At 67.7% G+C, this 22,835-nt stretch carries 23 protein-coding genes and 1 tRNA gene; 8 read left to right on the forward strand and 16 right to left on the reverse strand.

The features are described 5' to 3' along the window. Positions 1–83 precede the first annotated feature (83 nt). Positions 84–1,481, reverse strand: coding sequence for a phenylacetate--CoA ligase family protein (locus BN976_RS21905; protein WP_036373850.1), 1,398 nt, complete (start codon positions 1,479–1,481; stop codon positions 84–86). A gap of 51 nt (positions 1,482–1,532) precedes the next feature. Then, complete coding sequence (locus tag BN976_RS21910; RefSeq protein WP_051558536.1) at positions 1,533–1,823, reverse strand: hypothetical protein; 291 nt, start codon at positions 1,821–1,823, stop codon at positions 1,533–1,535. A 136-nt stretch (positions 1,824–1,959) separates the two neighbouring features. On the opposite strand from BN976_RS21910, the gene BN976_RS21915 reads away from it, so the two are divergent. Together BN976_RS21915 and BN976_RS21920 are read left to right on the forward strand one after the other, a co-directional pair. After that, complete coding sequence (locus BN976_RS21915) at positions 1,960–2,511, forward strand: DUF2243 domain-containing protein (RefSeq protein ID WP_036374276.1); 552 nt, start codon at positions 1,960–1,962, stop codon at positions 2,509–2,511. Positions 2,512–2,715: 204 nt separating this feature from the next. After that, positions 2,716–4,242, forward strand: a complete 1,527-nt coding sequence (locus BN976_RS21920; protein ID WP_036373853.1) for an HNH endonuclease signature motif containing protein — start codon at positions 2,716–2,718, stop codon at positions 4,240–4,242. Between the two features lie 210 nt (positions 4,243–4,452). Here BN976_RS21920 and BN976_RS21925 read toward each other — a convergent pair whose 3' ends face one another. From BN976_RS21925 to pgm, 13 genes are all read right to left on the reverse strand, one after another. Then, on the reverse strand, positions 4,453–5,907 hold the full coding sequence (locus tag BN976_RS21925) for a carboxylesterase/lipase family protein (RefSeq protein ID WP_036373857.1): 1,455 nt from the start codon (positions 5,905–5,907) through the stop codon (positions 4,453–4,455). Continuing rightward, positions 5,904–6,425 carry a VOC family protein gene (locus tag BN976_RS21930; RefSeq protein WP_036373860.1) on the reverse strand — a complete coding sequence of 174 codons (522 nt, stop codon included), beginning with the start codon at positions 6,423–6,425 and terminating at the stop codon, positions 5,904–5,906. Before BN976_RS21930 ends, BN976_RS21925 begins: the two co-directional genes overlap by 4 nt. Before the next feature lie 2 nt (positions 6,426–6,427). Further along, positions 6,428–7,672, reverse strand: coding sequence for a DUF1214 domain-containing protein (locus BN976_RS21935; RefSeq protein WP_036373863.1), 1,245 nt, complete (start codon positions 7,670–7,672; stop codon positions 6,428–6,430). Further along, positions 7,672–8,823 carry a sulfotransferase family protein gene (locus BN976_RS21940; RefSeq protein ID WP_036373865.1) on the reverse strand — a complete coding sequence of 384 codons (1,152 nt, stop codon included), beginning with the start codon at positions 8,821–8,823 and terminating at the stop codon, positions 7,672–7,674. The genes BN976_RS21935 and BN976_RS21940 overlap by 1 nt, the downstream gene beginning before the upstream one ends. Then, positions 8,820–9,944, reverse strand: a complete 1,125-nt coding sequence (locus BN976_RS21945; protein ID WP_036373868.1) for an LLM class flavin-dependent oxidoreductase — start codon at positions 9,942–9,944, stop codon at positions 8,820–8,822. The genes BN976_RS21940 and BN976_RS21945 overlap by 4 nt, the downstream gene beginning before the upstream one ends. Before the next feature lie 98 nt (positions 9,945–10,042). Next, positions 10,043–10,300 carry a DUF3297 family protein gene (locus BN976_RS21950; protein ID WP_036373871.1) on the reverse strand — a complete coding sequence of 86 codons (258 nt, stop codon included), beginning with the start codon at positions 10,298–10,300 and terminating at the stop codon, positions 10,043–10,045. 222 nt (positions 10,301–10,522) lie between these two features. Beyond that, positions 10,523–11,242, reverse strand: a complete 720-nt coding sequence (locus tag BN976_RS21955) for a DUF4189 domain-containing protein (RefSeq protein ID WP_036373874.1) — start codon at positions 11,240–11,242, stop codon at positions 10,523–10,525. Between the two features lie 193 nt (positions 11,243–11,435). Continuing rightward, the gene (locus BN976_RS33880) at positions 11,436–11,573 is read right to left on the reverse strand and encodes a hypothetical protein (RefSeq protein WP_158498040.1); all 138 of its coding nucleotides are present in this window, start codon (positions 11,571–11,573) and stop codon (positions 11,436–11,438) included. Positions 11,574–11,635: 62 nt separating this feature from the next. Next, a complete protein-coding gene (locus BN976_RS34465) occupies positions 11,636–11,923 on the reverse strand; it encodes a diguanylate cyclase domain-containing protein (RefSeq protein WP_322787923.1) in 288 nt (95 codons plus the stop codon). Continuing rightward, positions 11,815–13,461: a diguanylate cyclase domain-containing protein gene (locus BN976_RS21960; RefSeq protein WP_235622102.1), complete on the reverse strand. Its 1,647-nt coding sequence runs from the start codon at positions 13,459–13,461 to the stop codon at positions 11,815–11,817. Before BN976_RS21960 ends, BN976_RS34465 begins: the two co-directional genes overlap by 109 nt. Positions 13,462–14,026: 565 nt before the next feature. After that, positions 14,027–14,099 (reverse strand) — tRNA-Ala (locus BN976_RS21965). Between the two features lie 53 nt (positions 14,100–14,152). Next, entirely contained in the window at positions 14,153–15,355 is a 1,203-nt protein-coding gene (locus BN976_RS21970) for an MFS transporter (protein WP_235622103.1), read from the reverse strand. A gap of 160 nt (positions 15,356–15,515) precedes the next feature. After that, a complete protein-coding gene (gene pgm / locus BN976_RS21975) occupies positions 15,516–17,189 on the reverse strand; it encodes a phosphoglucomutase (alpha-D-glucose-1,6-bisphosphate-dependent) (RefSeq protein ID WP_036373880.1) in 1,674 nt (557 codons plus the stop codon). Between the two features lie 61 nt (positions 17,190–17,250). On the opposite strand from pgm, the gene crcB (BN976_RS21980) reads away from it, so the two are divergent. The 6 genes from crcB (BN976_RS21980) to mbtN are packed head-to-tail and all read left to right on the forward strand — an operon-like array spanning position 17,251 to position 22,128. Continuing rightward, on the forward strand, positions 17,251–17,646 hold the full coding sequence (gene crcB, locus BN976_RS21980; RefSeq protein ID WP_036373883.1) for a fluoride efflux transporter CrcB: 396 nt from the start codon (positions 17,251–17,253) through the stop codon (positions 17,644–17,646). Beyond that, on the forward strand, positions 17,643–18,011 hold the full coding sequence (gene crcB, locus BN976_RS21985; protein WP_036373886.1) for a fluoride efflux transporter CrcB: 369 nt from the start codon (positions 17,643–17,645) through the stop codon (positions 18,009–18,011). The genes crcB (BN976_RS21980) and crcB (BN976_RS21985) overlap by 4 nt, the downstream gene beginning before the upstream one ends. Beyond that, complete coding sequence (locus BN976_RS21990; protein WP_036373890.1) at positions 18,008–19,033, forward strand: putative PII-like signaling protein; 1,026 nt, start codon at positions 18,008–18,010, stop codon at positions 19,031–19,033. The genes crcB (BN976_RS21985) and BN976_RS21990 overlap by 4 nt, the downstream gene beginning before the upstream one ends. 58 nt (positions 19,034–19,091) lie before the next feature. Further along, complete coding sequence (locus BN976_RS21995; protein ID WP_036373893.1) at positions 19,092–19,376, forward strand: mycobactin biosynthesis acyl carrier protein MbtL; 285 nt, start codon at positions 19,092–19,094, stop codon at positions 19,374–19,376. Then, the gene (mbtM, locus tag BN976_RS22000; RefSeq protein ID WP_036373896.1) at positions 19,373–20,953 is read left to right on the forward strand and encodes a long-chain-fatty acid--ACP ligase MbtM; all 1,581 of its coding nucleotides are present in this window, start codon (positions 19,373–19,375) and stop codon (positions 20,951–20,953) included. The genes BN976_RS21995 and mbtM overlap by 4 nt, the downstream gene beginning before the upstream one ends. After that, positions 20,950–22,128, forward strand: a complete 1,179-nt coding sequence (gene mbtN, locus BN976_RS22005; protein ID WP_036373899.1) for a mycobactin biosynthesis acyl-ACP dehydrogenase MbtN — start codon at positions 20,950–20,952, stop codon at positions 22,126–22,128. Before mbtM ends, mbtN begins: the two co-directional genes overlap by 4 nt. Here mbtN and BN976_RS22010 read toward each other — a convergent pair. After that, a complete protein-coding gene (locus BN976_RS22010) occupies positions 22,125–22,724 on the reverse strand; it encodes a GNAT family N-acetyltransferase (RefSeq protein WP_036373901.1) in 600 nt (199 codons plus the stop codon). The genes mbtN and BN976_RS22010 overlap by 4 nt on opposite strands. Between the last annotated feature and the right edge of the window lie 111 nt (positions 22,725–22,835).

Below are 22,835 nucleotides of genomic sequence, written 5' to 3' on the forward strand. Positions count from 1 at the left end.
CTCGCCGCGCCAGCGCAACCGCAGCCCCGACCCCGTAGGCTATGCAGGCCCGCCGACGTCGTCAATACCTCATGCCTTTAGTTTTACTGCGTTCTGTGTGCAACCTCCGAGTAGACCTGCCGGAACTTCCCGCTGCGGGGATGCGGCGCGGGTGGTTCGTCGGCTCTCTCGATCGTGGCGGTGGTGACCCCCTGGGCAGACAGGAAGAACGCCAAGCGTTCTCGCAGCGCCGCCCACACCGCGTGGTCGTCGTCGGGCTGTTCGACGCGCAGCCGAACAGTGAGAATCGTCGGCGCTCGCTGGATCAGCTGGCACCCGGCCACTCCCGGGGTCTCCTCGGCCACAGTGGCGATGGCCAGCGGCAGGATCCGCACCTCAGTACCTTCAGGCGTCGCAAAGACCAGGGTGTCGTCGGTGCGGCCGACCACCTCGATGGACGGGAAGGCGCTGCCGCAGGGGCACGGCTCGGGGTCGACGGTGACCCGGTCACCGAGCTGGTAGCGGATGATCGGTTGAATCCTGTTGGCCAGGTTCGTGACCAGCACGCCGTCCGAGAGCTGCCCGGCCGGGACCGGGCGGTTGTGTTCGTCGACGGGTTCGAGGATGTACCAGTCGCTGTTGACGTGCAGTCGGTCCGCGGCGCACTGGTAGGTCAGGCCGACGGCTTCCGAGGTTCCGTAGTAATTGCCGACCCGACATCCGAACGCCGCACTGATCAGCCGGCGTTTCGCCGCGGGCAGCGATTCCCCCGCCGCACTGATCATCATGGGGTGGATGCGCAACCGGCCGGCTCGCTGTTCACAGGCCAAGGTGACAAGCGCGCTGGGATAGCCGCCGAGGATGACCGGCTGAAAATCGTTGAGGTCGGCGACCAGTTCGGCGACCGGGGCCATGGCCGAGAAGATCCGCTGCATTCGGCCCCGCCACGGCACCTTGCGGATGCGTCGGGCCATCATCGTGTTGGCCAGGAAATGCCCGCCGGTGACCAAAACCGCAGCCATCCGGCCACGCCCGCGCAGCAGCTCCCACACCTTCCGGGGCGACAGCAGTGCCACCGGCAGCGACCGGGCGTAACCCAGCACGTTGTAGACCGCCAACGCGAAATGGTCGTGCAGGAGGATCGCGGGTATGCCGGTCGCCCCCGACGTCGTGCACACCACGTAGCGGCCCAGGAAGTCGCGGCCGACGTTGCCGGGATCGGCGAGAAACTCCTCGACGCGGGCTCTGGTCACCGCGGGGTCGGTCACCCAGCCGTCGAAGTGGCCCATCAGCTCGGCCTTGGTGACCACCGGCAGCTGGCCGATCGCCGAAATCGACTCCGGCACATCGCGATAGATCTGGCTGTAGTAGGCGGAGTGCGCGCGTGCGTAAGCGACGATCTCGCGCAGCCGCTGCCGCTGGCGCCGGTCGATGCCCGCTCGTCCGTCACGGCGGATGCGCCGCGCGTCCCAGAGGACGCGGCTATACCCCGGCCGGTGCACGCTGCATCCCTTTTCGACTGAGGCCCACTCCCGCCTCTCCGGTTGAACCGGTCAGGTCGGAGCGCCGACGGGCACGGGCCGGCCATTCTGCTCGGCAGTCACAGAGGTGGCCGTTTTCTGCTGGTGGGCTTGATGTTTGGAGATCCAGCCGAGGTATCCGAATGCCAAACCGGCGGCGGAATAGACGGCGGCCTCGGTCCACATGTAGCCGACACCCCATCTCCTGCCGAGGAACACGGGCTCGTTGATGATGCCGCGCGAGGTGGCGACGGCATAGGCCGCGTGCACATACGCCAACGCACCGAACGACCCGGAGAGGAACTTGCACACTTCGCGGTTCATACCGTTTCCTTCACTTCTGAGGTCCGTGACGGCATCGGGACCGTCGCGCCTTCAGTCTGGGCTTGGCCGCTCACGTGTCGGTAGGGGCCGAAGTCCTCGGTGTTTGTCCCGCTGGTCGGCGGGTATGCGCGCGGCCATGGCGACATCAAAGAGTGACTCCTCCGTCGAGCCGAGGAAACCCAGCGTCGCACCGGCTCTGCTGCTCGGCCTTGGCCTGGGCGGCTTCGTCGACGGCATCGTCCTGCACGAGATCCTCCAGTGGCACCACATGGTCAGCCACGTCGATGAGTATCCGATGGACACGCTGTCAGGGCTGGAAGTCAATGTCCTGGCCGATGGCTTCTTTCACGTGGCAACCTGGCTGCTGGTGTGGGCCGGCACCACGATGACCGTCGTTGCCTGGCGGCGACGTCGGCTGGCGCCCACCTGGCCGTTCCAGGTCGGGCTGCTGCTCGCGGGTTGGGGGATCTTCAACGTGGTCGAGGGTTTGATCGATCACCAAATCCTCGGTGTTCACCACGTGCGCGACGACCTCGGTGCCCCGCTGTCGTGGGACATCGGATTCCTGATCTTCGGCGCACTTCTGGTGGCCGCCGGCTGGGCGCTGTACAGACGGGGCACCCGCACGCTCGAGGAGCACTCCCGCCCGACCATCCGTGAGGACAGCGAGGGCACTGTCCGAAGCTGAAACCACGGGGCGCGTCATCGGGCCACTGTGAGATCGCGAGGCGGACGCGTGGATCGATAGGTTCATCGACTGCCACCACCGCAGCTTCGGCGCAGAAGTGTCACCACCAAGACCCACCGAAGTGTCACCGATGTCTTGATGCAGAACTGTCACCGATGTCCTGAGAGATAACAGCCGACAGCGGCCCTTTTTGTCGGTGGTCGAATGTATGTTCGAGCTATGTCGGGAAGCGACGTACAGGCCGCGGTCACCGCGCTGCGCGCTGCGTTCGACGACATGGCGGCGTGTGATGTCGACCTGCTGACTCGGCCCGATCTCGTTGCGGCCCTTGATGAGCTCGAAACCCTGGGGTGTCGACTGCCCGCGTTGAGTTACCGGTTGTTGGCGCGGTTGCAGGCCGAGACGACACCGCCCCAGATGGGCGCCAAATCCTGGAAAGAAGTCCTGGCAGTCCGCTGGCGGATCTCGACCAGCGAGGCGCATCGCCGGCTCACCGAGGCCGCGGTGTTGGCGCCACGCCAAGCCATGACCGGAGAAGCGTTGCCGCCGGCGCTGCCCGCCACTGCTACCGCCCAAGCCCACGGGCTGATCAACGCCGAGCATGTCGAGGTGATCCGCAAAGCCATGGCCAAGGTGCCGGGCTTTGTGGACACCACGACGCGGGAACGCATCGAGGTCGATCTGGTCCGCAACGCCGTCGGCAACGGCCCCAAAGAACTCAAAGACTCCGCGGATCGGACGTTGTTCCTGCTCGATCAGGACGGACCCGAACCCGACGAGCGCGAACGCGCGCGCAAGCGTGGGGTCACCAAACACAAGCAGCGCGAGGACGGCATGGTCGACGTGTCGGCGACGTTGACTCCGGAAGCCTGGGCGGTGTGGGAGGCGATCTTCGCCAAGTTCGCCGCCCCCGGGATGTGTAATCCCGACGATCCTGAGCCGTGTACCTCGGGGACGCCGTCACAGGCCCAGATCGACCACGATCAGCGCAGCCTGGCCCAGCGCCAGCACGACGCGCTCCTCGCCGGCGGGCGTATCGCACTGATGAGCGGACAGTTGGGGCAGCTCAACGGGTTGCCGGTGTCGGTGATCATCCGCACCACCCTGCAAGACCTGGAATCGCGCGCCGGGGTCGGTGTCACCGGCGGGGGCACGGTGATGCCGATCGCCGAGGTGATCCGGATGGCCGGCCACGCCCACCACTACCTGGCGGTGTTCGACCGGGCCACCGGATCAGCGTTGGATCTGTTCCGCGCCAAGCGGGTCGCGTCGGCGGCGCAGCGGATCATGTTGATTGCTCGCGACGGGGGTTGTACCAAACCGGGCTGCACTGTGGGGGCTTACGGTTGTCAGGGTCATCATGTGGAGGCTGACTTCGCCAAGGGTGGTAACACCAACGTCGACGAACTCGGCCTCGCGTGTGGGCCCGACAACCGCAGCGTCGACAACAACGGCGGCTGGACCACCCAGATGAACGAGCGCTGCGAGGTCGAATGGATTCCCCCACCGCCACTGGACACCGGCCAAGCCCGAATCAACAACTACCACCGCCCCGAACGACTCCTACGCCCACCCGAGCAACCAGAACCTCACAGCGACAACGACATTGCAGCGTCGGCCAAGCCGGCCGAAGGTAACGAGATCGGCGACGCCCAGCCAGGCGCCCCACAGCCGGCCGACAATCCCGGCGAACCCGGCGGCCCTGCACCACCAGACAACCAAGCGGCCTGACCGCCGCGGGCTCTCAAACCCGTGAACGAGGATGCGCTTGCCGGCCAGACCGATGAGCTAAGCCGTCTCGCCGATCGACGTCGTCTTGCCGCCGCCTCCCCCTGGCGCCGGTGTCGTCTGGCCGCCGGCTCCCCCTGTCGACGGCGTCGTCTTGCCGCCGCCTTGTTCACGCTGACCAGGTTCGCCGGCGCGCGCAAGTCGCCAAATCGCTCATCCATAGGCGGGATAGCGGTTCTCCCAGAACGCGAGTTGCTCTGCGCGGTGGCCGCGGGCGATTCCCGTTTCGGGGCCGAGCAGCATCGTGGGCCCGCCGGCACCGTCGTAACGTTCCCAGGGCTCGTGCCCGCGAACGAATTCCAGCCACAGCGACTGAACCGCATCCGGCATGTGGCGAGCTGCTTCGTCGTCGCCGGCCAGCGCAGGTGCAGCGTCCAAGTTGCCGAACACCAAGGGCAGGCACGAATCGTGGCATGCCCCCAATCCGGCACGCGGAGAAGGCCACTGCAGTTCGTAGCGGAACACGGTGTTGCCGCGCTCGGCGTGTGCCCGGATGAATTGCTCGGTCGGCGCGGTGAAGTGGTAGTCGGTCACCATCGCGCTGGCGGCATCGCGAAGCTTGTGGTGGTCGGCGCAGTACGTCGCCACCACCGCGCCGGCGTCGTGACCATCCCCGGCGAGTGCGTGCGCCCTGTCCCGCACGTACTGCTCGGTGAAGACGCCCTCATCCAGCGCCGCGTCGAAGACTCGCCACTCGTCACGCGTCGTTCCGGCGAGGACGGGGATCGCCGGCATGGCGCGCGTCCGCGCGACCACCAACGGATGCTCGGCGATGACGTCGCCGTCTATGCAGGGATGGAACGGGCCCTGCGGCGGAACAAATCCGGGGTCGATGCAGCGTTGGGCGGCAAGGATTTCCTCGACACCTGGTTCCTCGCCGCGCGTGAGGGCGCCGGTCGCGAGGAGCTGCGCGGCCACGGACGATGCAGCCGCCGTGGAACGGACGCGTTCCAAGCCGCCGCTCTGCAGGATCGCGCGGTCGAACAGGTCGCACCCTCCGGCGAGCAAGGCCGATATCGCGATCGCACCGGAGGACTGGCCCGCCACCGTGATGGCGCCGGGGTCGCCGCCGAACGCGGCGATCTGCTCACGCACCCATTGCAGAGCGTGCCTCTGATCGCGCAGTGTCAGGTTGGTGGAACCGGCTCCATGCCAGTCAGGCGCGTAGAGCGAACCCAGCACACCGAGCCGGAAGTTCATCGTCACCACCACGATGTCGCCGCGCCGGGCGAGTCGCGAACCGTCGAGCAGCGGAGCGGATCCGTGACCCTGCGTCTGCCCGCCGCCGTGCAGGAACACCAGCACGGGTCTTCGGTTGTCGTCGGCCGCCGGCGTCCAGATGTTGAGCGTGAGACAGTCCTCGCTCATGGTGAGGCCACGCTTGGCCAGCCGCTCGGGCGAGATGTCCTGCGGGGCGATCGCCCCGAACCCGACCGCGTCGCGCACGCCTGCCCAACTGGTCACGGGTTGCGGTGGGCGCCAACGACGCGCGCCCGTCGGCGGCGCTGCGTAGGGCACACCACGAAAAGCGACGACGTCTCCACATGAGCCGGACCCGCTCGCATCGCCGCGCAGCGTTCCGTACGAGGTGTGCGCGACCGCGGTCACGGGCGCATGGTCCGGGGGGTTTCGGTCAGGGGGTATTGCCTTGCCATCTCGCCGTCGAGCACCCGGGTCAGGAAGTCGCGGCCCTTGAAGCTCACCACTTCCACCCGAAGGCCGCTGCGCGGACCGCGCAGGAATGCGACGCCTGCACCCGTGCGCTCCAGATCCCAGCCGTCGTCCTGCAACCGCGCGACGTCGTCACGCCAGCGCTGTGCGTAGTAGCCGACGTGGTGCATGCCGCCGAGCTTCGGTTCAGCGAAGATCGAGTCCGCGGCAGCGACGACCTCGATCAGCTCCAGATAGGGCGGACCGGACGTGGAGAACGCGATGCGCACCGCCTGATCGTCGGCGGACCCGTCCGGGCGGCTGAAGCCGCTACGCATCTCGAACGGTGGCGCCCAGATGATCTGCATGGCCTCGCCGAGCGTCTTCATGGCCAGCAGCAGATCGGGGACGAGGTGGCCCACGTGGTAGACGTTGTCGAAGGCCGACGCGGCGAGCGTCTCGAGATTCGAGTCCATGTTCAAATCCTGTACCTGCGGCGGATGGCGTCGAATCGTGCGTGCAGTTGCCCGGCCCGCTCCCCGGGCGTGACGCGCCGGGTGTCGGCCGGCAGCACGGTGTCCAGCTCAGCCCGAGTGACGACCGTGGTGCTGACTTCGGGCAGGTGTCGACTCCCGATGACGCGCATCGTCAGGTAGCCCTCCCCGAAACCTTGCGTGTCGATCCAGTTGTGTACACCAGGATCGTTGTGCGCCAGCACCATTCGTACGCGTCCATCGGAGTCGACCGCCGATCTGCTCGGCGTGTAGCTCACCGGTCGGTACAGGTAATCCATGCTGTTCCAGAACGCGCCCATGTTGGTCAGCATCCAGAACTCCCCGTCGTCCGCGAACTCGAACATCAACACTTCGTCCGGCCCGAGGCGCCACGGCATGGTGACGATGAGCCGGCCGCGGCGCGCATCGCGTTGCTCGGCCGTGCCTGCGAAGCGCGCACCGGGAAACACGTTCGGCTCGGGCTCACCGAAAAGCGAACCGATCTCCAGCTCGCGGTCCGGCCAGTCCGTCATCACCCCGGTGAGGAAGTCGCCAGCCCACTGCATCGACGCGATCAGATCCTGCGGGGTCGGCACGGGACGTGGCTCATCCATGTCGATGCGCTCGATGCTGAATTGCGCCGACCGCTCGGCCCAGGAGTCGAAACCCTGCCGCATGAACAGCTTTCGCGAACCCGGGGTGGTCGGCAGCCAATTCGGTTCTCGCGGTGCACCACCGATGTAGAGAACGAAGCTACCGTCGGGCTCGGTGATCAGGTCGTCGCCGGTGATGTTCGCCTCGGGGGTATCGCCGAACGGCTCATGCAGGTTGGGGTGATCGGCGCCGTAGTACACGTCCTCCTCGGGTCGCGGCCCTTGGACGGTGAAGTTGATGAAACGCGCCGAGCCCCGGTTGCCCGCGATCCGGTACGTCGATGCGCCGTCGATCCACGCCTGCAGATAGACGAAGTCGGCGTTGTCGCCGCCGAGCTTGCGGGTCGGCCCGCAGAACGGGTGGATCATCGGATAACGGGTGTTCTTCGTCTCCAGGGCGAGATCGTAGGCCTGCCCGAGGTTCTGTGTCAGGTAACGAAACGCGTCGGCGCGCTGCAGGGCATTCGCCGGCGAGGTGTCCTTGAAGGCCAGATCCCCCGCCGCTTTGAGCCGATCGCAGAAGTCGTGCCACGCCGCGCGCAATGCCGCGTCGTCGTCGCTGTCACCGAACGCCATCAGCGCCTCGTCTCGACGTCGATGCCGAACCTGTCTCGGTAGTCGGCGAATTCGTCGTGCAGCTGCTGCACCGGCACCGGCAACACATCGGTGGAGTAGGTGAACTTGCCGTACCGGTCGCCACGGTTGGTGACGAGGTACTCGCGCATCGCCTTCTCGGCTTGTGCCGGGAACGGCAGCCCGGCGAATTCGTAGAAGCCCCCGATCGCGCCGACCGGGTCCGCGACGAAGTCGCGGTAGCGGACGTGGTGGATGCGCGGGTCGTCCACCAGCGGGTCGGTGAGGTAAGCGTGGAAGTTGGCCCGCGACCCCTCGATCGTGTCTTTGGCGTACTGAGTCCAGTCCAGCGTCCCGGCCAGGCTCTCGTTGATCTGCCCGAAGGCCACGATCTGCGAGGCGAGCACCTGCACGGGGTCGCGGTGTACCCAGACGATGCGGGCGTCGGGGTAGGCGCCGAAGAGCGCGCGCAGGCGTCGGCCGTGAAACCCCTTGAGCACCCAGCGCTTCGGCGGGCGGGTGTACTGGATGTGCTGCAGCATCATGTGATGCAGGGCGTACTGCGCCTGATGGTCCTGCGGAAAGTTCTGGATTTTCACGGGAACTCGCCACCAGGCGCTCGGGTTCATCGCGCGGAAGTCGAAGGCCCACGTGCGCTCACACTCGGGCAGCCCGGCACCGAGCAGATCGTTGTAGGGGTGGCTGACGATCCACGGCGGGATGCGGCCGAGGATCTCCCGCCAGTCTTCGTCGGCCTGCGCGCGGCGTGGGTCGTCGGCGACGGCCGGTCCGGGCGGCGGCGAGGGGTACATGACCTCCCAGAAGCGCAGTGCCCGCGAGTCCTCGTCCTCGGCGAGCAGGGCGTGCAGCAGCGTGGTGCCCGACCGCGGCTCACCTGTGGCGAAGAGCGGGGCCGTGATTCGTTCCGCCGCAAGGGGTAGGCATGCGTGGTCGGCCATGAAGCGCAGGCGGCTCGTCAGCAGTCCGCCGATCGTGCGTGCGGCTGCCCGCGAACCTGTGCCGTCGAGCACAGCACTGTTCAACCTGTCGACGACCAGCGCCACGCGGCCGGGAAGGGTGTCGTCACCGAAGTCGGTGAGCCCGGTCGATTCTCGCGCGTCGGCGATGAGGACGTCGGCGTCCAGAACTGTCATGGCGTGCTTCCTGTGAGCTGCAGCAGTATGTCCTCGACCTCGCGAACCTTGCGTGCCGACTCGGCGGCGTAGGCCTGCCCGGCCATGCCGCTGTAGTCGAGCACCGACACGACCCGGGCACCCGCCTCGCCGAATTCGGCGATCTGCGCGGCGACCTGCTTCGGTGTGCCGTGCGGGACAACAGACAGGATCGCGGCCGGGTCGACCTGCTCGAACAGCCGGAGCAACCTGTCGCGGGTCAGCGCGCGCGGGTCGATGTCCTGGATGCCGCGCCAGTGCTCCCCCATCGGATGGCGGTGACCGGCGGCTGTCAGTGCGTCGGCCGTCAGTTGCAGCACCAGCGACTTCACCAGCGGACGTTGCAGAATCTCGCGCAGTTCGTCGGGCTCGCCGATGAGGCAGACCACCATCTTCGCCGGCGTGATCGCTTGCGGGTCCCGTCCGGCCTGTTCGGCCGCCTCCTGGATGCGTGCCAGCTGGCCGGCATAGGTCTCGGGTCCGGCGCTGCCCGTCGGCCACCAGCCGTCGCCGAGTTCCCCGACCAATCGCAGCATGCGGGGGCCGTTGGCGCCGATCCAGACCGGTGGCGGGCCGGTGTGGTGAAGCTCGGCGTCCAGCCGGGCATGCTCCAGCCTGAAGTGCTGCCCGGCGAAGTCGATCGGCCCGTCGGCGCCCCAGAGCAGCCGGATCAGCCGCAGCGCCTCGGCGAACCGGCTCACCGTGCGATGGTCGTCGAAGCCGTACGGAGCCAGGTTCTCGCGCTCGCCGGCACCGAGCCCCAGGATGAACCGGCCGTCCGAGAGATGGCTCAGGGTCAGCGCCGACTGGGCCAGCATCACCGGGTGGCGGCGGACGGTGTCGAGGACGCTCGTGGCGATCCGGGTGCGTGTCGTGCGGGCCGCGACGGCACCGGCGAGGGTGAGGGCGTCCAGGTAGCGGTGCGGCGACGGCGAAACCTCGGCGAGGTCGGTGAACTCCGGCGACCAGATCGAGTCCGGCCAGAAGCCCACGAGGTGATCGGGCAGCCAAATGGACTGGTAGCGACCATCATCGAGGGCGTCCAGCGCGCTGAGGTCGAGCGGCAGAGTCGTCCGGACGAACGCGGCCAGCTCCAAGGGCATGCAGCGCAAGCTACCCGAGGATCGAGGCTACGTCCCCGAATTGCTGTGCATCTGCTCAGCAGAGCCGGCGGCGCAACGGCCGATCATCCCGGCATCCGCTATTTCGCCAGGCGAAAATACGGTTCAACGGTGCCGCTGAGCTTCACAACCATAGGGTTCCCGCGACGATCCTTGGCGGTGGGCACTTCGACACGCACCCAACCCTCGGCCACGTCGTATTCGACGACATTGGTCTTCTCGGCGCCGTTGAAGCGGATGCCGACGTCGCGGAGGAGCGCCTCTTGGTCATAGAACGGGCTGTTCGGATCGATGGAGAGGTGATTTGGCGGAACGTCGGTGCTCTGGTCCTCGGACATGATGGCTTTCGGTAGATGCTGCGTCGGTCTCGTGTTGATTCGCTGTGAACCTACCCGACCCTGACCGGCGCGACCGATTCCGTGGACTGCTCGTTTCGTGGGTGGATCGGTTGAAACGAAGAGGCTTCTCTGGTGCGCAGCCTGATCGATCACCGCAACAGCCGAAGACCGCCCGGACCGTAGCGTCACGGTCCGGGCGGATTCGGCTGTCAGAACCGTCGGTCAGAAGTATGTCGTTGTCGCCGTGCTGGTTCCGTTGTCACAGGCGATGTTGACGTTCCAATTCTTGAACCGCGGAACCGCCGGGACGATCCGTAGGTCGTACTGGGAGTTCGCGGGTAAGGCGAATGCACGGTTGAAGTTGTCCGCCGTGTATGTGCACTGCGACGACACCCCACTGCGATCCGTGATGTGAGCGACCAGGCCACCCACAACCGTGTCGAACGACACCGTCGGACCCAGCTTCGGCGCCGGCGGTGGCGGTGGCGGATCGTTCGGCGGCGGCGGGGTGTTCCCATTCGAGCATCCCGACACGATCACCTTCGCACCTGTCTGGTTCTGCAGTTTGGCCAACGCGCTACTCGAGGCGGCAGCGATCGTCGGACCTGATGCCCCGACCTCTTCGCCGTAGTTGTTGGAGGCGGCCGCCGCGCACTCGTTGGTGGCGATGACCACCGTCACGCAGTGACCGGCGCCGTTGTTGGAACAGTTCGTCAGTGCCCCCTGGGCGGCCTGATCTTGGCTGCCGGCGATGGACGAACCGCCTGCCATCGTGACGGGCGGATTCTCGTTGACATATCCGAGCGCCAACGCGATGTACTGATCGGCAGCCTGCGCCGATGCGGGCGTGAGCAGGCCGACGGCGGCCGTACCCGCGGCCACCAGGATGGCGGCCGCGGTCCGGCCTTGCCAACCCACACGGTTCTTGGAAGTGGTGTTCATGATCGTTCCTGTCAGGTCGTGCTGCCCTGGGGCGGGCGCGAATTGGTCGTTTGGCCGTTCACCGCGGGTCTGTATGTGGTCTGCCGATCTTTCGGCCGTCTCCGGTTTTTCCCGCTGCAGCAATAGTCGTGCGCCGCAAGCGGCTGCGTAATCGCCGGGAAGCCAGAACACGACGCCCGAAAGCAAGGGTTTCCTATCCGCCGGGCAAGGGACGACGGCGTTGCTCAGCTCGCCAGTTGCCGCCCTCTTGGCCGACGCTGCTGATCCCCGGCCGCTCGGCGAGCTGCTTGTGATCCACGTCGATCGCCATGGATTCGAGTGTTTCTGACATCGTCAGTCCTTCCCGCCGAGCTCACACTTGGCGTGTCAGACCAGAACCAGATCCACCGGTATTCAGACAGTCCCCCGCGAGCGAACGGCGGGATCACCGGACTCACGATCGTGTTGCTGGGTTGGGTCGACCAGGATGACTGCGTTCCTGCTGCCAGACTTGGCCTGGTACATGGCCGCATCGGCCCTGGCCGTGACTGAGGAAGCGGGCTCTCCGGTGAGGGCGATGGCGGCACCGATGCTCAGGGTTGCGTGGATCGTGTTCCCGGAGACGTGGATCGGTTCGGCGGTGCGACAGCGAATTTTCTCGCCGATCCGGACGAGCTCGTCGATGCTGCGGAGGCCGGGCAGTACGACGAGTATCTCGTCTCACCCCCTGTCCGGCCGACGGTGTCTTCCTTGCGGACAGACTCGCGGATCCGGGCCGCCAAGGTGGTGAGCACGGTGTCTCCCACGCTGTGTCCCCAGGTGTCGTTGATGTCCTTGAAGTGGTCGACGTCGCAGAACAAGATGCCCAGGTGTGTTCCCGGTGCCGGCGGGTGCTCCAGAGCGGATTGAAGGCGGTCCAGCGCCTCGGCACGGTTCGCCAGTCCGGTCAGTGCGTCGAATCGGGCCAACCGTTCGAGTCGGTGTTCCACCTCTACCCGATCGTCGGCGATACGCAGGGCGGCGATCAGCCCATCGGGATTGCCGTCGGCATCCACGTAGGGCTTCCCGTGGCCATCGATCCAGTGGTACTCACCGTCGGCGGCACGGGCCCGGAACCGTTGCAGAACCGATTCGCCGCCGGTGATCTTCTGCAGCGCGGCTGCGATCGCGACGAGGTCGTCGGGGTGGATGTGGCCTGTGAAGTCTGAGGTGATCCACCACTGCGGCGGCCTCCCCAATGCGGTCTCCACCGACGGCGATACCCACACGATCTGGCGGCCGCGAAGGTGAACGATGATGTCAACAGCGTTGTCAGCGAGAATGTGGTAGCGCTTCTCAGCATCCGCGCGTTCTCTGCTCAGTTGTTCCTTCTCGATGAGCAGACTCTGCTCTTGGTGGCGCACGCGGAACCCGACCAACACGGTAAAGACGGTGCACACCAATACCGAGAGGGCAAAGGCCGCATTCTCGCTGCGGCCCAGGGCCAGGAATGCTTGCCGTGACAACGCCACCAGGATCGGAAAACCGAGGGCTAGGCCGTACCACCGGACCAGCGCCCCCCGGTCGGGTCGGGTGAGCAGCCAGGCCAGCGGCGGTCGGTCGGTGCGCACGACCGACGTCGCCGCGACAAGCAGCAGCAGAGCCAAGGCAGTCGAGATCGCCATGCCGGTTGAGGGTCTGACGTCTACCAAGTCGATCGCGCCGAAGAAGTAGGCCGCCACTGCGACCAACGGGATGAACCCGCCACCCACGACGCACACCGTCCACACCAGGCCAACCCAGCGGCGATCCAGCCGCGCCAGTCCGATAGCGGCGGCCAGGGACAGGACCGACGATGCGGTCTGCGGGCTCGGACGCCCTGGCCAGGACGATTGCAGCGTGCCTACTGCCTCTGCGAACCACAACTGGTCCAGGCCGAACGACCTGGCGATCGCATACTCCAGGAGAACCACGACGGCGAGGGCACCCACCGTTGCGGCCACACCGCGCCCGACCCACACCCGAGTACGCGACGGCCGCCCCGATTGCACCAGGATCGCCGCCCCCAATGCGGCCAGCCACAGCGCACTCCAGGGCGTCATCTGCGGCCAGGTCGGGTAGATGCGCGTCAGCTGTTCGACACCGCTCGCCCAGCCCACCCAGTCCAACGCAGCAACGACGAACACGACCACAACAGCGGCGCGGCCCCATCGTGCCAACCCCTCCGCTTCCGGGGCCACACCAGTGTCGGGCCTGTCCATCGGTGATTCCCTCCCCCGAGCGGCGCTACTCCCTGCAGCGGCGCCTACGAGCAACGTCGCGCCCCACGGCGAGCATCTCGACGAAGGGATCGCCGGACACGTGGCGGGTGGTCACCACGCACGCCCTCGTGACCGCGATAGCTCGACCTTCGTCGCCTGATCGTCTCGGTCAGCGAACGTTCCGACCTAGAGGCCAAAGTCACCGATCGCGGGGAAAGACATACGAAAGCCCTGATCGTCGGCCTCTTCTGCACACCGGGGAACCAGATCGTCCACGTGCGGCGCGAACACGGCTGGGGTGTGCCCATGGTCGAAGTCTCCCGGCTCGCCTCAGCCGCAAGGTCTACGAACACACGTCATCTGGTTCGACGCCCGCGGCCAGGAGTTCCTCTACGCGCTGGTCGAGGACCGCCTGATTCAGATGGGGGTTCGAGTGTGATCGGCCGCTCGGTGTCCGGGTGTGGCCGTTGCGTCGAAGGGCAACCGGCGTCAAAGGTGTCGTGAGAGCGACGGTTTCGGCTTCAGGCCGAGCCGGCAATGACCGCAGACCACCTGCCAAAAGGAGTGGAGCTAAGGGGATTCGAACCCCTGACCCCCACACTGCCAGTGTGGTGCGCTACCAACTGCGCCATAGCCCCTTGTCGTGCTCATCGAAATTACACCACGAGGGGTTGCCGCTCAAAATCGCTGGTCACGGCACTTCACCGCCGGCCTCTGGGCCGAGCGGACGGGCCTGCGTGTGCTCGGTGGACGCCCGCGGCCGGGTCTCGGGAGCGAAGATCCACCCCACCGCCGCCACCGCGAGGATGACGCCGCTGATCAGGAAGGCCCACCCGAACGAGGTGTACTGCGCGATCAGCCCGACCAAAAGTGATCCGCCGATCGAGCCGAAGTCGGCCATCATCTGGAACGTCGCCACCGCCGTCCCGCCCCGCGATTTGTTGCCCACCACGTCGGCGACCGCGGCCTGCTGCGGGGAGACGAAGATGCCGGTGGCCGCCCCGGCGATGTAGGCCGCCACCAGAAACACGGGCAGCGACGTGGTGAAGCCCACCAGCGCGGTGGACGCCGCCGCCAGCGTCAGGCCGAAGATCATCAGCTTGCGGCGTCCCAGCCGGTCCGACAGATGGCCGCTGGGGATGACGACCGAGATGTTGCCGACCGCGAACGCGGTCAGCGCCAGACCGGCCGCGCCGGGGCTCTGACCCAGCACCTCCACGATGAACAGCGGCACCAGCGCGATGCGCAGGCCGAACGACGCCCAGCCCGTCGCGAAGTTGGAGAACAGCGCCGCCCGGTAGGCCCGGTGCCGGAACACCGTGCGGAAGGGCACCGGCTCCTCCGGGTCCTCGTCCTGCTGCCCGACCACCGTCGAATGACGAAGGCTGACGAACACGACGGTCGCGGCGACCAGCAGCGCCGCACCGTAGATCAGGAACGGCGCCGACAGCCCGAATCCGGCGGTCAGCGCGCCCAGGATGGGTCCGCCCACCGAGCCGACCATGAACCCCGACGAGAACAGCCCGGCGACCCGGCCGCGCGCGTCGGGCGGCGAGATACGGATCATCAGCCCCAGCGACGACACCGTGAACATCGCGGAGCCGATCCCGCCCAGCGACCGGAAAAGCAGTAGCTGCCAATATGTTTCGGCGAAGGCACACGCGGCGGTGGACAGCGCGACGATGATCAGGCCGCTGATGTAGACCCGCCGCTCCCCCAGCCGCTGCACGAGCATCCCCGCCGGCGGGGCCCCGACCAGACGCATCACCGCGAACGCGGTGATGACGAACGTCGCGGCACTGATGCTGACGCCGAAGTGGCGGGCGTACTGCGGCAACACCGGGGCGACCACCCCGTATCCCAATGCCACCACGAAGTTGGCGGCTACCAGCACCCACACTTCACGGGGCAGCGGCTGCTTCGTCGCGGATTGTGAATTGCTCCTCGCGTCCGCAGTGCCGGAATTGCTCCTCGCGTCCGCAGTGCCGGAATTGCTCCTCGCGTCCGCACCTGGACACTCGCCCTCCGTGTGCGACGTCACGGACCGACCGGCCTCACGAAATGACCTTCGTCACCACTTCGCGGGCGGCGTCCTGCACCTCGGCGAGATGATCGGCGCCGAGGAACGACTCGGCGTAGATCTTGTAGACGTCCTCGGTGCCCGACGGCCGGGCGGCGAACCACGCGTTCTGCGTGGTGACCTTGAGCCCTCCCAGCGGCGCACCGTTGCCGGGCGCGGTCGTGAGTTTGGCGGTGATCGGCTCACCCGCCAGCTCGGTCGCGGTCACCTGTTCGGGCGACAGCTTGCCCAGCCGCGCCTTCTGCTCCCGGTTGGCCGGGGCGTCGATGCGGGCGTAGGTCGGAGCGCCGTACTTCCCGGCCAGCTCCGCGTACCGCTGCGACGGCGTGGAACCCGTCACCGCGAGGATCTCCGACGCCAGCAGCGCCAGGATGATGCCGTCCTTGTCGGTGGTCCACACCGAACCGTCGCGCCGCAGGAACGACGCCCCGGCGCTTTCTTCGCCGCCGAAGCCGATGGAGCCGCCGATCAGCCCGTCGACGAACCACTTGAAGCCGACCGGTACCTCGACCAGTGTGCGGCCCAGCCCGGCCACCACGCGGTCGATGATCGACGAGCTCACGGCCGTCTTGCCGACCGCCGTTCCGGTCGCCCACTCCGGGCGGTGCGTGAACAGGTAGTCGATCGCCACCGCCAGGTAGTGGTTCGGGTTGAGCAGCCCGCCGTCGGGTGTGACGATGCCGTGCCGGTCGGAGTCGGCATCGTTGCCGGTGGCGATCTGATAGGACGCCTGGTCGGAGCGCACCGCCCGGATCAGTCCGGCCATGGCGTTGGGCGAGCTGCAGTCCATCCGGATCTTGCCGTCGGTGTCGAGCGTCATGAACCGCCAGGTCGCGTCGACCAGCGGGTTGACGACGGTCAGCTGCAGGTTGTGGCGTTCGGCGATGGCGGCCCAGTAGTCGACGCTGGCGCCGCCCAGCGGGTCGGCACCGATGCGGATGCCCTCGGCGCTGATCGCGTGCAGGTCGACGACGTTGGGCAGGTCGGCGACGTAGGACTCCAGATAGTCGTGACGTTGCGCGGTGTTCAGCGCCCGCGCCAGCGGGACGCGCTTCACCGCTTTGAGGCCGTCGCGCAGGATTTCGTTGGCCCGTCTGGCGATGACGCTCGTGGCGTCGGTGTCGGCCGGTCCGCCGTTGGGCGGGTTGTACTTGAACCCGCCGTCGCGCGGCGGGTTGTGCGAGGGGGTGACGACGATCCCGTCGGCGAGGTCGCCCGCACGCGAGGAGGAGGTACTGCCGGAGTCGCGGCCCCGGTTGAACGACAGGACGGCATGGCTGACGGCAGGCGTCGGCGTGTAGCGATCGGCCGAATCAATCATGGCCACAACGTCATTGGCGGCCAGCACCTCCAGCGCGGTGGACCAGGCCGGCTCCGACAATGCGTGGGTGTCGCGGCCGATGAACAGCGGACCGGTGGTCCCCTGGGCGGCGCGGTACTCGACGATCGCCTGGGTGGTGGCAAGGATGTGCGCTTCGTTGAACGCCGCGTCCAGACTCGACCCGCGATGACCCGAGGTCCCGAACGTCACCTGCTGGTCCACGTTGTCCGGGTCGGGAGAGACGGTGTAGTACGCCGTCACCACCGCCGCGACGTCGATGAGGTCTTCGGACTGCGCCGGCTGACCGGCTCTGGGGTTGGCCGCCATGGTGTTGATTCTGCTATGTCGTGACGCCACAAGCCGCCTCCGGGGCGGCATACTTTCGCCCATGCCCTACGACCGGCGGGAACTGGCCGCGGTATTCGCCGGTGGCGCACTGGGCACTCTGGCGCGGGCAGGCTTCGAGGCGCTGGCCGCCCCCGATCCCGGCCGGTGGCCGTGGCCGACGTTCACCGTCAACATCGTCGGCGCCCTACTGCTCGGCGTCTTCGTCACCCGTCTGCTGGAACGGCTGCCGGTGTCGAGCTACCGACGCCCGTTTCTGGGCACCGGCCTGTGCGGCGGTCTGACGACGTTTTCCACCATGCAGGTTGAGACGTTGAAAATGGTCGAGCACGGCCACTACGGCCTGGCCGCCGGTTACACGGCGGGCAGCATCGGCGCCGGTCTGGTCGCGGTGTACATCGGGACCGTCCTGGTCCGGCGGGTGAGGGTGCGTCGATGACGGCGGCACTGGTCTGGGTGGGCGTCTTCGTCGTCGGCGGCCTGGGTGCCGTCGCCCGGCTGACGGTCGACAAGGCGGTGTCCCAACGGGCGGGTTGGTCGTTTCCGCTCGGCACTCTCGCCGTCAACGTCAGCGGAGCGTTGCTGCTGGGTTTTCTGGCCGGCCTGGCCCTTCCGCCCCACCTCGCGCTGTTGGCCGGCACGGCGTTCGTCGGCTCCTACACCACGTTCTCCACCTGGATGCTGGAGACCCACCGCCTCGCCGAGGAGCGCCAGATCTGGCCCGCGCTGGGCAATATCGTGATCAGCGTCGTGCTCGGCCTGGCGGCCGCGCTGCTGGGCCAGTCACTGGGGGCGCTGCTGTGAACGACGAAACCCTGACGCTGACGGCATACTTCGCCGAACGGCAACGCAGCGGCCACCGGTTCTCGGCCGACGCGCTGCTGGATCTGTTCGAGCGCCGGCGCATCGCCACCAGCGTGATGGTGCGCGGCATCGCCAGCTTCGGACCGGCCAATGTCACCCGCAGCGACCGGTCCCTGAGCCTGTCCGAAGATCCTCCGGTGAGCGTCTGGGCCATCGACGCCCCGGACCGGATCTCGGCCGTCGCCGACGACGCCGCCGCGCTCATCGGGCGCGGTGTGCTCACCGTCGAAAACGGGCGCTCCCTGCGGGCCGATGAACCCGTCAACGGGGACACGGTGCGCCTGGCGCTGCACCTGGGCCGGCGGCAACGCCTTTCGGGTGCACCCGGCTACCTCGCGGTGTGCGACGTCCTGCACGCCCACGGGTTCGTCGGGGCCGACGTGTATCTCGGGGTGGACGGCACGGTCGACGGCGCCCGCCGCCGGGCGCATTTCTTCAGCCGTAACTCCGAGGTGCCACTGTCGGTCGTCGGCGTGGGCACGACAGCCCAGGCTGTCACGGCGGCCGCCGAACTGCGCACCGCACTACCCGATGCACTGTTCGGCATCTCCCCGACCCGGGTGTGCAAGAACGACGGCCGACACGTGTCCCGCCCCATGCCGTCGGACGGTCCGTACCAGCGGCTGACGGTGCACACCGCCGAGGCCTCCCGACACCGGGGTCAGCCGATTCACCGCGCCCTTGTGCACCGCCTCAAGAACTCCGACCACGCCGGCGGCGCCACCGTCCTGCGCGCCATCTGGGGCTTCCGCGGTGCCGAGCGACCCCACGGCGACCGGCTACTCCAAGTGAGCCGCCAGGTTCCTGTGACGACGGTCCTCATCGACACCGCGACCAACATCGCCGCGAGCTATCCGATCGTCGACGAGCTCACCGAGCATGAGGGACTGGTCACCGTGGAAGCGATTCCGGGGCTGCTCGAGGTGAACGGCGACCAGAGGTTCGGCAGCCTCCATCCGTGACCCGGCCAACATTTGTGAGGGTAGCCTATCTTTAGCTGACGCGGTAACCTCTGCCGCCATGACCCCGTCATCTCCAGCGTCATCTCCCGCGTCCTCACCGCACGGCATCAGCGCCGCCCTTGAGGAGATCCTGCGTGACGACCTCAACATCGACATCACCCGCGTGAGCCGGGATTCGCGCCTCATCGACGATGTCGGCCTGGATTCGGTGGCCTTCGCCGTCGGCATGGTGGCGATCGAGGACAAACTCGGGGTCGCGCTCTCGGAAGAGGATCTGCTCACCTGCGACACCGTCGGCGACCTCGAGCAGGCCATCCTGGCGAAGACGCCCGCCGCCCGGTGAGCGTTCTCGCGACCGCCGTATCGCAGGCGATGACGGCGTCCCCCCGCGAGCTCGTGTTGCTCGACCGCGCCAGCGGACAGTGGAGCCGCCACCCGTGGCAGGAGGTGCACGCGCGGGCGGAGAACATCGCCGAGCGCGTCCTCGACGGGCCCGACGGGGCGGTGGGCCTCGTCGGCGAACCGACCGTGGAGTTCGTCGCGGCGATCCAGGGCGCATGGCTCGCCGGTCGCGCCGTGTCGATTCTGCCCGGCCCCATTCGGGGCGCCGACGATCGACAGTGGGCCCGGTCCACCGTCGAACGCTTCGCCGGGATCGGGGTCTCCCAGGCTCTCTCCCACGGTGCCCACCTGGAACTGTTGCGCACCAACGGTTCCCGACTGGACATACACGACGTCACCGTGGTCGGGCATTCCCGACGGTCCACCACGTTGTCGCCGCAGGCCGCCCCCGCCGGTGCGCCGGCAGTGCTGCAGGGCACCGCGGGTTCCACCGGCACACCCCGCACCGCGCTGCTGTCACCCGAGGCGGTGCTGAACAACGTCTCGGCGCTGTGGCAGCACACCGCCACCGACCCGAATCACGACGTCGGCATGACGTGGCTCCCGCTCTACCACGACATGGGCCTGACCTTTCTTCTCACCGGCTTCCTCACCGGCGCCGAGATGTGGGTGGCGCCGACGGCGGCGTTCGCCGCCTCCCCGTTCCGGTGGCTGACCTGGATGTCGGACAGCCGCGCCAGCCTCACTGCCGCACCGAATTTCGCGTACTCGGTGATCGGCAGGTACGCGCGCCGGGTGCCCGACGTCGACCTGGGGCGGCTGCGCCTCGCCATCAACGGCGGCGAGCCGGTCGACTGCGAAGGCTTCCAGCTGTTCCTGGACGAACTGGCCCGCTTCGGGCTCGACCCGCGGGCGGCCGCCCCGTCCTACGGACTGGCCGAGTCGACGTGCGCCGTCACCACCCCCGCGCCCGGAACCGGACTTGTGGTCGAGGAGATCACCGACCCGGCCACCGACGCCGTCCAGCGGCACGCCGTTCTCGGCAGGCCGATTCCCGGTATGGACGTGCGGATCTCGGAATCCGAGCACTCCAGGAAGGTGGGAGACCACACCATCGGCGAGCTGGAGATCCGTGGCACGTCGATGATGTCGGGCTATCTGGGCCAGGATTCCCTGGAGCCCAACGAGTGGTTCCGCACCGGTGATCTCGGATACCTCACCGACGACGGACTTGTGGTGTGCGGCCGCGTCAAGGAACTCATCACCGTCGCCGGGCGCAACATCTTCCCCAGCGAGGTCGAGCGGGTCGCCGCGCAGGTCCGCGGGGTGCGTGAGGGCGCCGTCGTCGCGGTCGGCACCGACCGCGACTCGGCCAGACAGGGCCTGATCGTCGCCGCCGAATTCCGGGGTCCTGACGAAGCCGGCGCGAGAAGCGAAGTGGTGCAACGGGTTGCCTCGCAGTGCGGGGTGGTGCCCGCCGATGTCGTGTTCCTGGCGCCCGGCTCGCTGCCGCGCACCTCGTCAGGCAAGCTGCGGCGCCTGGAAGTCAAACAGAATCTGGAGGCTGCACGGGTATGACTGCGTCCATGGATGTCGACATCGACGGCTACCGAGAGCTTCTCGCGGAGGTCTTCGACGAACAGGTCTCCGCCTGGACCGCCGAAGCCGAGGCGTCCGAACAGTTTCCGCGCAAGCTGATCGAACACCTCGGCGCCGCGGGTGTGTTCCGGAGCAAGTGGGGCCCGGCCGGCGGTCAGCATCCCGACGTCGCGAAGCTCAACGAGTTGGCGTTCCGGCTCGGACACCTGGGGTCGGCAGGCATCGGCGTCGGTGTCAGCCTGCACGATTCGGCGATCGCGGTGTTGCGGCGCTTCGGCAGGTCGGATCATCTCAGGGCGGTCTGCGAGCAGGCCATCGACGGCGAGGCCGTGTTGTGCATCGGCGCCTCCGAGGAGTCCGGTGGATCCGACCTGCAGATCGTCGAAACCGAAGTCCGTTCGGCGCGAGACGGTTTCGAGATTCGCGGCATCAAGAAGTTCGTCTCGCTGTCCCCGGTCGCCGACCACATCATCGTCGTCGCCCGCGGTGTGGACCACGACCCCACCAGCAGACACGGCAACGTCCTCGTGGTCGCGGTGCCCACCCGCCAGGTCGACATTCAGGCGCCGTACCGCAAGGTCGGCGCCGGACCGCTGGACACCGCGGCCGTTCACATCGACACCTGGGTGCCCGCCGACCATCTGGTGGCCAGGGCCGGGACGGGGCTGGCGGCGATCTCATGGGGGCTGGCGCACGAACGCATGTCGATCGCCGGGCAGGTCGCCTCGTCGTGTCAGCGGGTGCTCGGCGTGACGCACGCCCGCATGGTGCAGCGGCGCCAGTTCGGCGCCACCCTCTTCGAGCATCAGGCACTGCGGATGCGGATGGCCGACCTGCAGGCCCGGGTGGATCTGCTCAGGCACGCGCTCACCGGCATCGCCGCGCAGGGCCGGCTGGACCTGCGCGCGGCCGCCGGGGTCAAGGTCACCGCGGCCCGGCTCGGCGAGGAAGTTCTGTCCGAATGCATGCACATCTTCGGCGGCGCAGGCTATCTCGTCGACGAGACACCGCTGGGCCGGTGGTGGCGTGACATGAAGCTGGCGCGGGTCGGCGGCGGCACCGACGAGGTGCTCTGGGAGCTGGTGGCCGCGGCGATGAAACCGGACTTCGACAGCTACGCCGAGATGATCGGCGGCACGACGGCTTCCGATTAGGCGGGCCGGTTCAGCGCATACAGCGCCATCCGCCGGTTCGACATCTGGTGCTCACCGAGGAAGTCACATCGGGCGTACTCACACAACCGGCGCGCGCCCACGTTGCGGTGGTCCGGGTCGAACATGATTCGCCTGCAGCGCGGTTCGATCTCGAACAGGCTGGCGGCCAGCCGGGGCAACAGGATGGGACCGAAGCCACGGTTGACAATGCCGAGGTCGGCGATCGCGGCGTGCAGCCCGAGATCGTGCGGATCGGCGTCGTAGCGCGGCGCGATGGAATCCTTTGCGGCGCGGTACACCTCGACATAGCCGAGCGCCTCACCCTTGAACGTGCCGATCAGCGGGCGCGAGTAGGTCCCCGCCAGCTGCGCGCGCAGATAGCCGTGCCACCACTCGACGGGCCGGTCGTACTCCCACGCTTCGGCCAGGTGCGGGCGATTCATCCACTCCGAGATCATCGACGCATCGGAGTCCGGATCGACCAGCCGGATCTGATACGGGTCGGCGAGTCGTGGGATCGGCGGCGGCGGCACGGCACGCACCTCGGCGGTGAGCTCGGTGAGTTCCCTGGGCAGGATCGGCAGCACGTCAGTCATCGTGACCGCAGAGCCTACCCGAGCAGATGAGGCCAGGCTTGCCTACATTCGGGGCTATCCCCGCCGACATTGCGGTGCGGGTCGTGGAGATCGGCGCGCCCACGGCCCTCA

The sequence above is a fragment of the Mycolicibacterium austroafricanum genome, assembly GCF_000612725.1.
GTDB classification, from domain to species: Bacteria; Actinomycetota; Actinomycetes; order Mycobacteriales; family Mycobacteriaceae; genus Mycobacterium; species Mycobacterium austroafricanum.

Bases quoted from the DNA above. Each gene is read 5' to 3' on its own strand.
- BN976_RS21995 (WP_036373893.1), top strand. From the start codon at position 19,092: ATGACCCCGTCATCTCCAGCGTCATCTCCCGCGTCCTCACCGCACGGC.
- BN976_RS21920 (WP_036373853.1), top strand. From the start codon at position 2,716: ATGTATGTTCGAGCTATGTCGGGAAGCGACGTACAGGCCGCGGTCACC.
- crcB (WP_036373886.1), top strand. From the start codon at position 17,643: ATGACGGCGGCACTGGTCTGGGTGGGCGTCTTCGTCGTCGGCGGCCTG.
- BN976_RS21955 (WP_036373874.1), bottom strand. From the start codon at position 11,242: ATGAACACCACTTCCAAGAACCGTGTGGGTTGGCAAGGCCGGACCGCG.
- BN976_RS21945 (WP_036373868.1), bottom strand. From the start codon at position 9,944: ATGCCCTTGGAGCTGGCCGCGTTCGTCCGGACGACTCTGCCGCTCGAC.
- BN976_RS22010 (WP_036373901.1), bottom strand. From the start codon at position 22,724: ATGACTGACGTGCTGCCGATCCTGCCCAGGGAACTCACCGAGCTCACC.
- mbtN (WP_036373899.1), top strand. From the start codon at position 20,950: ATGACTGCGTCCATGGATGTCGACATCGACGGCTACCGAGAGCTTCTC.
- crcB (WP_036373883.1), top strand. From the start codon at position 17,251: ATGCCCTACGACCGGCGGGAACTGGCCGCGGTATTCGCCGGTGGCGCA.
- BN976_RS33880 (WP_158498040.1), bottom strand. From the start codon at position 11,573: ATGTCAGAAACACTCGAATCCATGGCGATCGACGTGGATCACAAGCAG.
- BN976_RS21935 (WP_036373863.1), bottom strand. From the start codon at position 7,672: ATGGCGTTCGGTGACAGCGACGACGACGCGGCATTGCGCGCGGCGTGG.
- pgm (WP_036373880.1), bottom strand. From the start codon at position 17,189: ATGGCGGCCAACCCCAGAGCCGGTCAGCCGGCGCAGTCCGAAGACCTC.
- BN976_RS21930 (WP_036373860.1), bottom strand. From the start codon at position 6,425: ATGGACTCGAATCTCGAGACGCTCGCCGCGTCGGCCTTCGACAACGTC.
- BN976_RS21960 (WP_235622102.1), bottom strand. From the start codon at position 13,461: ATGGACAGGCCCGACACTGGTGTGGCCCCGGAAGCGGAGGGGTTGGCA.
- BN976_RS21940 (WP_036373865.1), bottom strand. From the start codon at position 8,823: ATGACAGTTCTGGACGCCGACGTCCTCATCGCCGACGCGCGAGAATCG.
- BN976_RS21915 (WP_036374276.1), top strand. From the start codon at position 1,960: ATGGCGACATCAAAGAGTGACTCCTCCGTCGAGCCGAGGAAACCCAGC.
- BN976_RS21910 (WP_051558536.1), bottom strand. From the start codon at position 1,823: ATGAACCGCGAAGTGTGCAAGTTCCTCTCCGGGTCGTTCGGTGCGTTG.
- BN976_RS21950 (WP_036373871.1), bottom strand. From the start codon at position 10,300: ATGTCCGAGGACCAGAGCACCGACGTTCCGCCAAATCACCTCTCCATC.